This is a genomic window from Pedobacter sp. NO84, from assembly GCF_059703915.1.
Genome location: NZ_AP046575.1, coordinates 459,618 through 472,994, shown reverse-complemented (window position 1 = coordinate 472,994; position 13,377 = coordinate 459,618). Strand labels below are relative to the sequence as shown.

Sequence of the window (13,377 nt, the reverse complement as noted above, 5' to 3'; positions counted from 1 at the left end):
GGAAGATGGAAGGATACATTTTCCCTCTTACCTCTTCCATCTTACATTATATTTCCTTTTCTATTAAATATTGATTTCTTTCTGGCGCGTTTCTACCCACTAATTCGGCGATAAATCCTGCCAAGAACATTTGAGAGCCTACTATTATAGCTACTAATGCCAAATAAAAGAGCGGCTGGTCAGTCGAATCCCGGTAAGGGAGGTGATTCCAGATTAGAATTTTCTTTTCGACCATGATGTATAAGGCCATGATTATACCTAACAAAAAACTGAGCACCCCCAGCAATCCGAAGAAGTGCATTGGGCGTTTGCCAAATTTGCCGACAAAGAAAATAGATAACAAATCGAGGAGTCCATTTATAAAACGACTCATCCCAAATTTGGTTACGCCGTATTTACGAGCTCGATGTTCTACAATTTGTTCGCCAATCTTGGTAAAACCAGCCCATTTTGCTATAACCGGAATGTAACGGTGCATTTCGCCGTACACTTCAATATTTTTAACTACTTCTTTACGGTATGCTTTTAACCCACAATTGAAATCGTGGAGATTATGAATTCCAGACATCTTTCTGGTGGCCGCATTATAAATTTTGGTGGGAATGGTCTTACTCAAGGGATCATATCGCTTTGCTTTCCAACCAGAAACCAGATCAAAATTTTCTTCAGTAATACGCCTGTACAATTCTGGGATCTCATCCGGGCTATCTTGCAGATCAGCATCCATTGTAATTACTACCTCACCTTGGACAGCTTCAAAAGCTACATTTAAGGCCGCCGATTTACCATAATTTCTCCTAAATTTTATCGCTCTGATGCTGGGGTAAGTTTCCTTGAGCTCGGAAATAACAGTCCAAGACCTATCATTACTGCCGTCGTCAATAAATAATGCTTCGTACGAGAAATTATGTTCTCGCATTACCTGGTCTATCCAAGCAATTAACTCTGGCAATGATTCTTCTTCGTTATATAAAGGTACTACTACTGATATATCCATTTTGTATTGCGTATAGCGTATTGCGTATTGAGACATGATGCCTAGCTAGATACGCTTTAAAAAACAAAGTGCAAATTTCATCAAATTATATGATAAAACCTGCACGGATATTTATCTTCGATAAAATTAATGTTTAAGATCTTTGGCTTGTTAACTTCGCAAGTTTAAAAAACTTGCGAAGTTTGTTTAAGAAGTTTTATTTTGATTATACCTGATCGCCTTCTACATAAAGTGGTCTATTTTTTTTGAAAATAGCTGCAAAGATCAAGGCGAATATAAAATAAAATATAGCTACAATACCAAAACTCATCACTGCCTGTCCAAATGTTGGATTGAATTGTTTATCCATACTTTTGGATGTTTCCTCCATAGCCTTTGCAATATCCTCATCTCCCATTCCAAGAGATTTAAGCATCGATTCGGTTTTAGTCATGGATAATTCTTTCATTTTAACAGGATAGGTCGTGTCGATAAATTTCCCGAAAAGAATGGTAAAGACAAAAACGATTAAACCTGAGAATATAAACATGACAAAAATATTCCAAAGCGCTTCGCCAAAACTCCAATAGCCTCCAGCCTTTTTTCGCATATCCATACAGAAAAATATGGCAAGCGCTAGTCCGATGGCGAATGATATTCCAGTTGAAATGTACCCCCCCATTAAATCGGGAACCACATACCAGGTAACTAAAAATATTACAATACTAATTACACCCCAAATTGCTCCGTTTTTTAAAGCTTCGGTTTTTAAATTTACTGCTGAAGTTGTTGTTGTTTCCATTTTAATTTAGTTTTTGGTTTATCTGTTTTTATTAAAGTTAGTAATTAAAGTATACACAGCAACATCAAAACTTTTATTGTTGCTATACTTAATTAAGTCTTGTTGTACCGCTTCACTTGTAGTAGGCTGTAAAAAGAAGGTCATAAAGGGAACAAAAAGCTCCTCCATTTCTTCGCTTAGTTCTAATAGATCAGCATTGCTACAAATATCTTCGACACTACTTTCGGCCAATTGTTGATTACTGATCAAATCTTCATAGATATGGAACTCATCCTGAAACTCATCCTCCTCTACCAATAAAAACTCTTTTAAAAAGTCTTCTAATCCGGGTTTAATTTCTTCGTCGTGACACTCATTGATATACAAAAGTAAGTTTAGGAGCTCGGTACCCCGATCAATGGTTTCTTCTTCAATACTTTCCCATTCTTTCGACTCCAAATAATCCTCTTCTAATTTCTTCACATCGCTTGTAAAAAAGTTGATCATTAACAGATCGAAATAAACTTCCTTTAGTTCATCAAAATTGGGATGCTCATCGAAAACTTCATCAAACTCCTCCACTTTTTCCAAAAAGTTCATATCCTTTCCAAAAACCTCTACTAATCTTTGTTCAATTGCTATCGAATCAACTTTGTTGGCTGCTGCATATTGATCCAATGATGCAATCAGCGCTTGTTCTACACTACTATTCATTTTATTTCTTTATTTTCTTTATGGTAAAGGAGTCTTTTTTGAAACCTTGTTCTATGAACTATTGGTTAAATGTTTGAATTGGTTAATTGTTTAAACTGTTAATTGGAGAGTTCAAATTGTTGAAATTGATTGTTATTACACACTAATTCGATTTTTCCCTTTAATATTTTACCTAATAATGGAGAATTACTAGATTTTGAAGCGTTATTAGAATTGCTATAAAGCCATTCTTTGGTAGGATGATAAACCGTAAAGTTTGCTTGCTCGCCCACTTTGAGAGTAGGAACTAACAAGTTTAGCAGCTTCCTTGGATTTATTGCGAGTTTCTCTGCAATTAAACCTGCATCCAACCCTCCCTCTAACACCAAAGGCAATACGGTTTGCAGCGCGATAATACCGAAAGATGCAATCTCAAACTCGACATCCTTAAATTCTATTTCGTGTGGTCGGTGCTGTGAAGAAATGGCGTCAATGGTGCCATCCTTTAAACCAGCAATTAGTGCCTTTTGATCTGCTTTACTGCGCAACGGCGGTTTAACTTTATAATTGCTATCGAAGTCATTTAATAGCTCTTCCGTAAACACCAATTGATGAGCAGCTACATCACAGGTAATTTTAATCCCATCTTTTTTAGCTTTTTTAATCAGTGCTACGGATCCCGCGGTAGAGATGTTGGCTATATGTATAGGAGCATTATGGTAGGTTGACAAGAAAATATCCCTTGAAATCTGCATTTCTTCGGCCAGTGCCGGAATACCTTTCATACCTAGCAGCACGTTATTTTTACTCTCGTTTACTTGGGCTTTTCCAGCAATTGCCTTGTTTTCGGGATATAAGATCAAGAGCCCATTAAAGCCTAAGCAATACTGAAGTGCCCTATTCACAAATCCATCATCGGCTAGGGCCCTACTCCCATCAGAAAAAGCAATAGCTCCTGCATTTTTCATGTCGAAAAGCTCTGCTAATTCCTTTCCTTCTAAATCTTTACTAATGGCTCCAATGGGATGGACATCAACCAGATTATTTTTAGCCTTATTTAGAATATAGGCTATTTCGCCTTTCGATTGTACAATCGGCTGGGTAATGGGCAATACCGCCAATCCGGTAAAACCCCCTGCCTTTGCAGCCGCGGTACCTGATTTAATATCTTCTTTGGTTTCTAAGCCAGGATCACCAATCATACAATTTAGATCGAAAAAACCAGGCGAGATTATAGACCCTTTGTATTCGAAAACGGTTTCGTTTTTAGTAGGATCTAATTTCTTTGCTATAGCTATAATCTTACCCTGTTCAACACGTATATCGCAGGTTTTCTGGTTAAACTCGCTATTTGGATCAGCGACGGTAATTCCCTTTACTAAGAGGTTCATGGATTTATAGGTTGAATATTAAAAAAACGGACCAAAACAATTTCAATGGCTAGAAAAACTATGCTCAAAATTAGACAAAGTTTCCATAACTCTATTCCGATATTCTTTCCAGCAATGCCTGAAGCAATGTGATCAGAATGTGGGTCTAAAAATGCCACCTGCTGTTTGCCAAATAATTTCTTGAGGTCCTTTTGAGCGGTATAATGCATATCTGATTCTAGTCTATTGTCGTTAAACGCAACAACGGCAAGGGTAGAATCGCCCTTTTTAACATCATAAAAACCAGCTCTTTTTACCTGATCGGCAATATATAACAGCGTTTTTCCATTTACTTGGCGAACAGCAGGTATAATTTCAAAGTTATCCGCCACTAATTTTAACGATTGATTTGCACCTAATTCTACTTTTTGGCTTTCCAAAACATTATCTTTCATTGCCGTATAGTATATAGGCTGTTCTTTGGCACTTGCAAAGGCTATTTTATACATCAAGGGAACAAATATTGGATGTTTAGCCAAATTACTATCCTCATTTGCCAAGCCCGTAGCCGAGAGATAGATTTGTCCGTTGCCCATAGAAAAACGGGCAAAGAACAATCGATTTGCTGGCAACTGCAATAAATTTTCTTTGCTGCTAGTATTGTTCTCATTAAAAGTAAAATACCGATTTACCTGTGGCAGATCAATGTTTTGGGGAAAGGTTTCGAAAACATCCTTAAATAATGGATGTTTAAGTTCCATTCGGCTAACTTTTGTGGGGTTTATATTTAGTTCGGCAACTGCCGGAAGATGGATTGCCGTTAAAAATTGAGTATAAACTGCGGGGCTCGTATCCAAATCGGGGAACACCACAACGGCACCACCATTGGCAACGTAAGATTTAAGTTCTTGCGCCAAGCCGCTTGATGGATTGGTTAGTCCATTAAGAACGATTACGCTAAACCGGGATAAGGCAGCATAATTGATATTTGATTCGGGCATTTCGGTAAGCTTAAAATAAGGATCGGCGGTAAATAATGCCCTAATGTATTTGCCTGCCCGAAATCCATTGATGCTTAGAACCTGTTGATCGGCACTTACTTTAAAGCTGAAATTGAGTTCATCATCAAAAGTTAGCGGAAAGTCTTTGATGCTAACCACCCCTTTCCGCCAACCATTTTTTAGGCCGCTATAAGAAATGGTATCACTTTTCGTTTTGCCAGCTTCGACGTTTAAACTGCTTATGGCCTTTTGCTGTTTATCTATGGTTAATTTTACGGGAATGTTCTTTGCATCTTCTTCACCATAATTACGCAATTGAACTACCAATTTTTCGGTAGCATTGGCTAAATGAACCGGAGATAACAGCCACACACTATCTACAGCAATATTTGGAAGATGGTTTGCATTTAATTTAACCAAAGATATAGTGGTATTAGGCTCTGTTCTAATAGGCTGATCTCCTGCAAAACCTTGTTGAAAATCTGAAATGATATAAGTAAACCGATTGTTTGCACCCGTAAAAACGCTCTGTTGTCTGTTAATTACTTGTTGCAATAAGCGGGTAGCCGCCGAAATTTTAACCTCATCCACTGCCTGCACCAGTTCATCGGCATTAAGCAATCGCTGATGCTTCCCCTCAAAATCATTGGTCAACAATTGAAAACGATCATTAAGTTTAAAGGCTTTCACCACTTCCTTGGCTTTGCGCTTCGCTTCATCCAGTAGGCTACCTTCTTTATTTACAGCTTCCATGCTATAAGAATTATCGATGTAGATACTAACCGTATTGCCTTTATTCTGGTCAATTTTACTTGTAGAAGGCAAATAGGGACGGGCAAATGCGAAAACCAAAAATATGAGGGCTAAGATTCTACTGAATAGAACGAGCAGGTTCTTCAGTTTTTCGCGAGAAGAATTCTGTTCTTTTATTTCTTTAAGAAAAGCAACATTGCTGAAATAAATCTTTTTAAATTTCCGGAAATTAAATAAATGGATGATGACCGGAATAGCGACCGTTAAAAGTGCAAAAAGAAAGCCCGGATAAAGGAAATTCATTAAAAATCAAAGATAGAAAAAATTAGCTAATTAGCTAATTAGTAAATAAGCTAATTAGCGGCAAGTTCTCTCTCGAGGTATTCTTCCAATAACTTCTCATCGTCCACTGCTTTTACCAATATTCCTTTTTTATTGATTATAAAATGAGTGGGGTAAACTTGCACATTCAGTTCATTTTCCATGTACTTTTTCTGATTTGGAATAGTTACATAATCAAACTTAGTAGTAGCTAAGAATTGTTTTAGGGGGTCTTTTTGATCAATCGTAAGACTGATGTAAAGTATGTCATCTCGATCCTTATATCGAGCTATAAGTTCATTTAATGCTGGCATTTCTTCTACACAGACCTGGCAAGTGATAAACCAGCATTTAAACAGTACAATTTTTCCCTTGGTACTTTCTGATGAATAGTATTTTCCATTTAGATCTTGGAAACTAAAGTGAGGGATTTTTTTCCCTTCCATTTGATAATAAACCATTTCTTTATTTGCATAGTTACTTAATGTTAATCCAATATCCTTAGGTGTTCCTTTGGGGATGAGAGCCAATTTAAAGTTCATCTCATCTTTACCATATACAACAAGCGGGAAATACTTGCCTGAATTTATCTTTTTTAGAAAAATACCCCGATCAATAGATTTTCCGTTTTCGTCTAGTGCTGCGAGCGGCTGACTTAGCTGTGCATATTTGGTATAATAATTCCAAAACACAGGAAAGCTTTTGGTTATGTCAACCAGTTTCATTACAGGAGTTCCAGTTAATTTATTTACTTGTTTTAAATTCTTAACTATAGGAGTACCCACTGATTTTTCTGCGCGCCGATTACAGGATTGGCCCATGGCAAATGTTACCAAATAACAAAGAAACAGGTATTTTTTCATTTTATTTAAGATTAATAAGGCAAGATAAATATTATCAACTAATAATTTAAGAGGATTTTAAGCCCTTTTTAAGGGGTGTAATTATGCGCTATACTCCTTTTGGGAATATATACTTAATATGCTATGTAAAGTATTGATTTACAGCACTTTACTTGTGTCATGGAAGCGTAATAAACAATTGTAAATTAGTATGGTTTGTAACTTTTTAGTATATTTGAATAGTAAATCATACTTAAACAAACAACTATTTGATAATACTCATACTTAAGATTATTGTGAACGAGATACCGAAAAAAACTATGAGAAAATACATTTTAGGACTAACAGGATTAGCATTTACTGCTTTAAGTTTAACATTTTTAAGTTGGAAACCAACTGAAGTAAACGTCCAAGCCCCAGAGAATCTTACTGTAAGTACCGATAGCCTTTACATTAACTATGTAAACTCGCTATACAGTGCAGCGCATTTAAAAGAAGCGGGATTAAGTTTTCGAGTATTTGAAAAAGCCGTTACAGGTTTTTATAACTTGAAGAAATCAGGCCACCTTTCTGAGAAATCAATTCTAACCATCGCTGATTTTGATCAGGCAAGCACTAAAAAGCGTTTATACATTATCGATCTTAACAAAAAGGAGATCTTATTAAATACCTGGGTTGCCCACGGACAACGTAGTGGAGATGATGAAGCGGTTAATTTTTCTAACAAAAATGACTCATTTACCAGTAGTTTAGGCTTTTACGTAACTGGTGAAGTATACAGTGGCGTACACGGTAGATCATTGAAACTAGATGGAATGGATTTTGGGTTCAACAATAATGCCCGCAGTCGCTCTATAGTTGTACATGGCGCGCCTTATGTAAGCTCAGGAACGATTAATGCTCTTGGCCGCTTAGGAAGAAGCCAAGGTTGCCCAGCCGTTGCGCCAGAAGTTGCAAACTTGGTAATTAACACCATAGGTGATAAAACAGTGTTGTTCATCAACAAAAGTACAGAACAGTATACATCAAAGTATTTAGACGAATCTTTAGCAGCAGGTTTTGCTGTTGACACTGCTTCTGCTTCAGAATAGAAAATTAATTTAGCGGGAAGTAATTAATCCCAATCGTCATCCGAATTTAACCACATAGAAACATAGTTAAGAAGCCTTATCTATGTTTTTATGTGGTTTTTATTATTAATAGATATTGCTTGAATTAACTACATAGCAATATAGTTAGTATGCTTTGGTTATGTAAGCTATATGCTAGTTGAACGATGCGTCTATGTGGTTTTAAATGATACGGCTGTTGCATCTGAAATAGAAATAACCACATAGGAACATAGCTCACATAGTTATGATGCCTTAGCTAAGTGTATATGTGGCTTAGATCTGCTTTAACTAACCACATTGAAACATAATTATATGCTTGGGCTATGTGCTATGAGAACTATGTCTCTATATAGTTTTATAAAATGATACGGCTGTTGCATCTGAATAGAAATAACCACATAGGAACATAGTTCACATAGTTTAAGATGCCTCAGCTACGTGTCTATTTGGCTAAGATCTGCTGGAATAAGCACATGAAACATAGTTAATATGCGTTGGCTATGTAAGCTATATGCTATGTGAACTATGTTTCTATGTGGTTTAATATTATGAGATAGCTATGGCTTTTTCTAAATAGGTGTACAACACAATATCCAACCCATAAACATCTTTCCGGTATTGCAATTTCCCTGCCTCGTCTGCCCAACAGGTAAAATACACCAAATAAACAGGAACCTTCTTAGGCAAACCAATATCTGTAGCTACAGGATCTTTGCTTTCCATTCCTTCTTTTATCTGATCAAATTTTGCGCCTCTGCCAAATAGCGCTTCAGCTAATTCCAATGGCCTTTCTACCCGCACGCAACCATGGCTTACTGCTCGCATGCTTCTGTTAAAGGCCGCTTTTGCGGGTGTATCGTGTAGATATACACTACTTTCATTATTAAATAAAAATTTAATCTTACCCAACGAATTATCGTCGCCAGGGCGCTGTTTAAAAGTATAGGTCTTACCTACAGATGCGCTACTCCAATCTATTGTTTCAGGGTCTTCTACTAATTTTCCGTCTAAAAAAACATCAATATTATTACTGGATAGGTAATAAGGATCTTTCGCAGCCAATTTACTAATTTCATTGGTTGCAATGCTTTCTGGGATGTTCCAAATCGGATTAACCTGAACGCTATGAATGATGCTTTTAAGTTGAGGTGTTTCTCTATTAAATGGTCTATCTTTCTTAAGGTCGTTCTCATCGTATTCCCTTAAACGATCAGCATTATCTTTATTTCTTCCCTCTCCTACACATACTTTCATATTTAAGACGGATTTTCCATTCTCTATAACGTCTAAGTTAAAATCGGGGATATTAACCCAAACATATTTTTCCTCAGTTGGTAGATTCTTCCAACGCAAGCGTTCAAGATTTACCTTTAAAATCCTTTCCGTTTCTTCAGGGGTGGAGCCTGGTATTTGAACATGAGCTTTTAGCGCCTCTTGTAAGGCCAAATATTGTTTATTTTTTGGTTGGATACTGTCTAAAAACTGTTTGATATCCTTGGTATTAAAAGCGGCTAAAAAACTTGCGCTATCTGGTCTCTTGGTGGCGGTGTAATATTGGGCAAATATTTTTCGTGGACTAACCACCCCAAACTGGATATCATCACTGTAGCTACTAAAGGCATTTGCTGAGGTAAGCTCCAGATCAACTAACAGCTGATAGGCCTCGTTTACATTTTTTATAGCTTTCTTATCGTAGATTTTAGCCGTTAGTTCATTTAATTTGGCTACATCAAACATTTTAGGGTCTAAACCATGCTCGCCAGCATTATTTAAAATCGCAATAGCATCTTTAAGCTTTTTCTTGGGCAAATTCTTCATCAGCATCACAGGCTCAAAGTCATTTGCCTCATAAAATGCTGCTAAAAATTTGGGATTTTTAAATTGGCTTTTCCTTTGCTCGAAAGTGCTTTTAAATTTTTCGACAAACAGCTCGGTTTCAATATCCTTGAAAACCTTGTTTCTTGTTTCCTTAAAAATGATTTGTCCGATATCAGAATGGCTTTTCTTACAGGATTGCGTTAAGCATAGCATAATAAATGCAGCTAACAGTATTGGGAGCCTTTGCGTTCGTAGTTTTAATTTCATAGTAGCTTAATGTTTTTTAAACTCATATTGTTTGAAAAAAATCAAATTTATTACGCAGCAAATGCTAATCTCCCAAAAATGACCATTTAGGCAATTTTAATCTTCTATATCATCTTCTAAATTAGGATCTACACAGTTGAAGTGCATCATCATCTCCGGCATACCTAAATCGTCTACTTGGAACTTAAAGAGTTTTTCGGTGATAAAAATATACTTATCCCTCGGGGTCTCATTTTTTGAGAAGGTAGTGAATATGCCATTTTTCGTAAATAAATTCTCCAACTCCAACTGCGCTATTTCAATTGCTGCATCATCAAGCTCACTTGCTTTCGCTAACGTTGGTTGTCCTAATTTATCAAACAGACTAATAGTTTCGCCATTAGCAAAAGCATGTTCTATGTTGATAATGTTTTTAAGGAAAAAATTTTCGATCTCGGGAGGAAGATCATTCACAGAGATATGCGAGGAACCAAATTCCGCTTGTATTTTCAATTTCAATAATTCATTTTCGAATGGAAGATCTCCTGAATTAGTGGTGCTAAAGTTTTGTGGGTTTTTATCGTTTTTCATCTTGTAAATTAATTAGCTTCATCACAAGATAGAGCGCCCCCATCAAACTTCAATTTTATTTTTTCAAACAGATTGAATTAGTTAATATTTTGTTATAAACTGATAATTAATTACTTACAAATAAAAATGAAGAATAATTTAGAGGTATTTTTTCATCGCTTCCCATAGGGTGCTATCATAATCATATACATCTGGTCTGACTTGTAGTTGACCATTCTCCGCCCATGCGGTATAATAGACTATAACTACTGCAACATTTTTTCTGGTTGCAAACCAAGAAGGCTTGAGCTGAAATGCGCGTAGCGTATCTGCTTTTTTAGCGAGTATCCTTTGGTATTGGGCGTTGCGACTGGTGTCAATGGGAGGGAGATTAACTTCCATCCTTAACTGATCGTATTGATATTTATCTCTTACCATCAGCTCTGCGAAGGCCAGGGGGTTTTCTATTCTAACACAACCATGGCTTATCGCTCTGTTTGATAATTTAAAGCCATTTTTATTATTAGTATCATGCAGGTAGATGCTAGAACTGTTGTCGAATATAAATTTGAATTTTCCAAGTGCGTTTCCCTCGCCCGAGCCCTGTTTAAACTGAAAGGGTAATTTCTCTCTGGGGTATCTACTCCATCTAATTGTATCGGGATCGCTAACCAGCTTTTCTTTATAATACACTTTAATGTTGTTGTTCGACAAGTAATAGGGATCTTTAACTACCTGATAATAAATTTCGCTCTTAGCAATACTTACCGGTATATTCCAAATGGGATTTACCTGGATAGAGTTAAAAATGCTTACTAATTGGGGTGTTTCATGATTTCTTGGTTTATCATCTAACTTACCCGATTTTAAAAAGGTTTTCATTTTATCGAGGTAACCTTCTTCACGTTTACCACCAACACAAACATTCATATGAGCCAATGTATCCTGTTTTCTGAACCATGTTAAAGAAAAATCAGGAATATTTACGACCACCGTTTCATCCATTTTTATGGGCAATTGCCAGCGCATCCGCTCCATATTTATTTTTATAAGTTTAATTGTGGGATCATTCTCGGTGGCCAATTTATTTCTATAATAAGCCAATAATTTTTTCATCTCCCGATAATTCGTATTGGTTTGCTGGGCATTTCTTAGCACCTTAATTAAACTTTCGCTATTGAGCATGGAATCTAACTTTGCACTATCCGGATGTTTGAGGTTAATGTAGAAACGGTTATTAAATTTCCGGGGATTAACTGTCCCAAATTTCATAAAAGTACTGTACTTGAGTAATGCATCCGCTGTTTTAATCTCTAAACCCGCAATAACGGGATAAACTTCATCAATGGTCTTAAAACGATTGGCGTTTAACGTATCCAGCAGTGCTGATATTTCCTTTAAGTTAAAAATAGCGGGATTAAATCCTTCTTCTCTGCTTCTAACGATGAAGTTCTTTAAACTGTCTAGTTCACCATTGCTATAAAAATGGGTAACCAGCACCGGATTACTTTGGTTGGCGCCATAAAAAGCAGTTATTACCTTCTTGTTTGAAAGATCTTTTAGCGAAGCGACCAGTAATTTATTGAAAATTGGATTATAAACTGCAGTGTCAAATTTTTTATAAAGTTTATTATCGAAATGTTTTGCCAACACTAAAGCTATTTCTGGCTTGGCATTAAACCAGCCACAAGAGCATATAAACAAACATAAGACCAGCAGAAATAGGGATTTTTTCAATTTTGGTAGAGCGTTATGTGAACAAAAGGTCACGAGCAATATTGTTTTAACTCAAATTAAATGCCATATATTTTTGAATTTACGTTTACAAAGCTATATTTGCGTCATCTTCTCCCCAAAATTACGGAAAGAATTAATATATGATCCAAGTTTTAAACCATCACGTACATTTACATCATCGCCATTGTGGCGATAGATAGATTAATCTTTTGTACGCAAAACGGTTTTTAAAACAGATACAATATTCTTATTCCTAATTTTATACAAAGTGAAAACACTTAAAATCGCTATCCAGAAATCGGGTAGGTTAAACGAAAAATCAGTAGAACTTCTTAAAAATTGTGGCTTATCTTTCGAGAACTACAAGAGCTCATTGATCTCAACAGTAACAAATTTTCCCTTAGAAATCCTATTTCTTAGAGATGATGATATTCCAGAATATGTTCAGGATGGCATAGCCGATTTAGGCATTGTTGGCGAAAACGTGATCGTTGAAGCAGGCGCTGAGGTGTCTTATTTGCAGCCTCTCGGATTTGGGAAATGCACCTTGAAAATTGCTGTTCAAAGCACTAATCCTATCACCGAATTAGCTGAGTTAAATGGCAAGGCGATCGCTACCTCCTACCCGATAATTCTAGAAAAATACCTGAAAGAAAATAACGTAAATGCCCAGATCAGAACGATCTCTGGATCAGTAGAAATTGGACCGGGCCTGGGGTTAAGTGATGCTATTTTCGACATTGTTTCTACGGGAGGCACGCTAAAAAGCAACGGGTTGAAACCATTCAAAAGTGTAATGGAATCCGAAGCGGTTTTAATCTGCAGTAAAGGTACCGAGGTAAATCCAGAAGTACTGGAATTGTTGCAGCGAATCCAATCGGTACTTAGGGCCAAAGCTACCAAATACGTTGTTTTAAATGTAGCAAAATCTAACCTACAAGCAGTGGTTGATTTATTGCCCGGTGTAAAAAGTCCTACCGTAGTTCCGCTCTTTGAAGAAGGTTGGGTAGCCGTCCATTCTGTAATTGCCGAGGAAGATTTCTGGGAAAAAATCAATGGTTTAAAATTAGCAGGTGCCCAGGGAATTGTAGTGATGCCGATAGAAAAAATCATTACTTAATTGTTACTATCTGTACTACATAAAGCAAAAATACATA

At 36.5% G+C, this 13,377-nt stretch carries 11 protein-coding genes; 2 read left to right on the top strand and 9 right to left on the bottom strand.

The genetic code is table 11. From position 1 onward, the window contains the following. Positions 1-46: 46 nt before the first annotated feature. The 6 genes from AC6H0V_RS02215 to AC6H0V_RS02190 form a co-directional block, all read right to left on the bottom strand. Positions 47-997: a glycosyltransferase family 2 protein gene (locus tag AC6H0V_RS02215; RefSeq protein ID WP_497562078.1), complete on the bottom strand. Its 951-nt coding sequence runs from the start codon at positions 995-997 to the stop codon at positions 47-49. A 205-nt stretch (positions 998-1,202) separates the two neighbouring features. After that, positions 1,203-1,778: a DUF4199 domain-containing protein gene (locus AC6H0V_RS02210; RefSeq protein ID WP_497562077.1), complete on the bottom strand. Its 576-nt coding sequence runs from the start codon at positions 1,776-1,778 to the stop codon at positions 1,203-1,205. Between the two features lie 18 nt (positions 1,779-1,796). Then, a complete protein-coding gene (locus AC6H0V_RS02205; protein ID WP_497562076.1) occupies positions 1,797-2,471 on the bottom strand; it encodes a hypothetical protein in 675 nt (224 codons plus the stop codon). A 98-nt stretch (positions 2,472-2,569) separates the two neighbouring features. After that, positions 2,570-3,841 carry a dihydroorotase gene (locus tag AC6H0V_RS02200; protein WP_497562075.1) on the bottom strand — a complete coding sequence of 424 codons (1,272 nt, stop codon included), beginning with the start codon at positions 3,839-3,841 and terminating at the stop codon, positions 2,570-2,572. Continuing rightward, complete coding sequence (locus tag AC6H0V_RS02195) at positions 3,838-5,877, bottom strand: BatA domain-containing protein (RefSeq protein ID WP_497562074.1); 2,040 nt, start codon at positions 5,875-5,877, stop codon at positions 3,838-3,840. The genes AC6H0V_RS02200 and AC6H0V_RS02195 overlap by 4 nt, the downstream gene beginning before the upstream one ends. A 50-nt stretch (positions 5,878-5,927) precedes the next feature. Continuing rightward, positions 5,928-6,758, bottom strand: coding sequence for a TlpA family protein disulfide reductase (locus AC6H0V_RS02190; protein WP_497562073.1), 831 nt, complete (start codon positions 6,756-6,758; stop codon positions 5,928-5,930). A gap of 299 nt (positions 6,759-7,057) precedes the next feature. Here AC6H0V_RS02190 and AC6H0V_RS02185 point away from each other — a divergent pair, with 299 nt between their 5' ends. Beyond that, positions 7,058-7,828 (top strand): murein L,D-transpeptidase catalytic domain family protein, encoded by a 771-nt coding sequence (locus tag AC6H0V_RS02185; protein ID WP_497562072.1) that lies wholly within the window; start codon positions 7,058-7,060, stop codon positions 7,826-7,828. A gap of 567 nt (positions 7,829-8,395) precedes the next feature. Here AC6H0V_RS02185 and AC6H0V_RS02180 read toward each other — a convergent pair. From AC6H0V_RS02180 to AC6H0V_RS02170, 3 genes are all read right to left on the bottom strand, one after another. Continuing rightward, positions 8,396-9,934 carry a L,D-transpeptidase scaffold domain-containing protein gene (locus AC6H0V_RS02180; protein WP_497562071.1) on the bottom strand — a complete coding sequence of 513 codons (1,539 nt, stop codon included), beginning with the start codon at positions 9,932-9,934 and terminating at the stop codon, positions 8,396-8,398. A 96-nt stretch (positions 9,935-10,030) separates the two neighbouring features. Continuing rightward, complete coding sequence (locus AC6H0V_RS02175) at positions 10,031-10,504, bottom strand: hypothetical protein (protein ID WP_497562070.1); 474 nt, start codon at positions 10,502-10,504, stop codon at positions 10,031-10,033. Positions 10,505-10,642: 138 nt separating this feature from the next. Further along, entirely contained in the window at positions 10,643-12,220 is a 1,578-nt protein-coding gene (locus tag AC6H0V_RS02170) for a L,D-transpeptidase family protein (RefSeq protein ID WP_497562069.1), read from the bottom strand. A 268-nt stretch (positions 12,221-12,488) separates the two neighbouring features. On the opposite strand from AC6H0V_RS02170, the gene hisG reads away from it, so the two are divergent. Continuing rightward, entirely contained in the window at positions 12,489-13,340 is an 852-nt protein-coding gene (gene hisG, locus AC6H0V_RS02165; RefSeq protein ID WP_497562068.1) for an ATP phosphoribosyltransferase, read from the top strand. Positions 13,341-13,377 lie beyond the last annotated feature (37 nt).

Bases quoted from the DNA above. Each gene is read 5' to 3' on its own strand.
- AC6H0V_RS02210 (WP_497562077.1), bottom strand. From the start codon at position 1,778: ATGGAAACAACAACAACTTCAGCAGTAAATTTAAAAACCGAAGCTTTA.
- AC6H0V_RS02190 (WP_497562073.1), bottom strand. From the start codon at position 6,758: ATGAAAAAATACCTGTTTCTTTGTTATTTGGTAACATTTGCCATGGGC.
- AC6H0V_RS02175 (WP_497562070.1), bottom strand. From the start codon at position 10,504: ATGAAAAACGATAAAAACCCACAAAACTTTAGCACCACTAATTCAGGA.
- AC6H0V_RS02215 (WP_497562078.1), bottom strand. From the start codon at position 997: ATGGATATATCAGTAGTAGTACCTTTATATAACGAAGAAGAATCATTG.
- AC6H0V_RS02200 (WP_497562075.1), bottom strand. From the start codon at position 3,841: ATGAACCTCTTAGTAAAGGGAATTACCGTCGCTGATCCAAATAGCGAG.
- AC6H0V_RS02180 (WP_497562071.1), bottom strand. From the start codon at position 9,934: ATGAAATTAAAACTACGAACGCAAAGGCTCCCAATACTGTTAGCTGCA.
- AC6H0V_RS02205 (WP_497562076.1), bottom strand. From the start codon at position 2,471: ATGAATAGTAGTGTAGAACAAGCGCTGATTGCATCATTGGATCAATAT.
- AC6H0V_RS02195 (WP_497562074.1), bottom strand. From the start codon at position 5,877: ATGAATTTCCTTTATCCGGGCTTTCTTTTTGCACTTTTAACGGTCGCT.
- AC6H0V_RS02185 (WP_497562072.1), top strand. From the start codon at position 7,058: ATGAGAAAATACATTTTAGGACTAACAGGATTAGCATTTACTGCTTTA.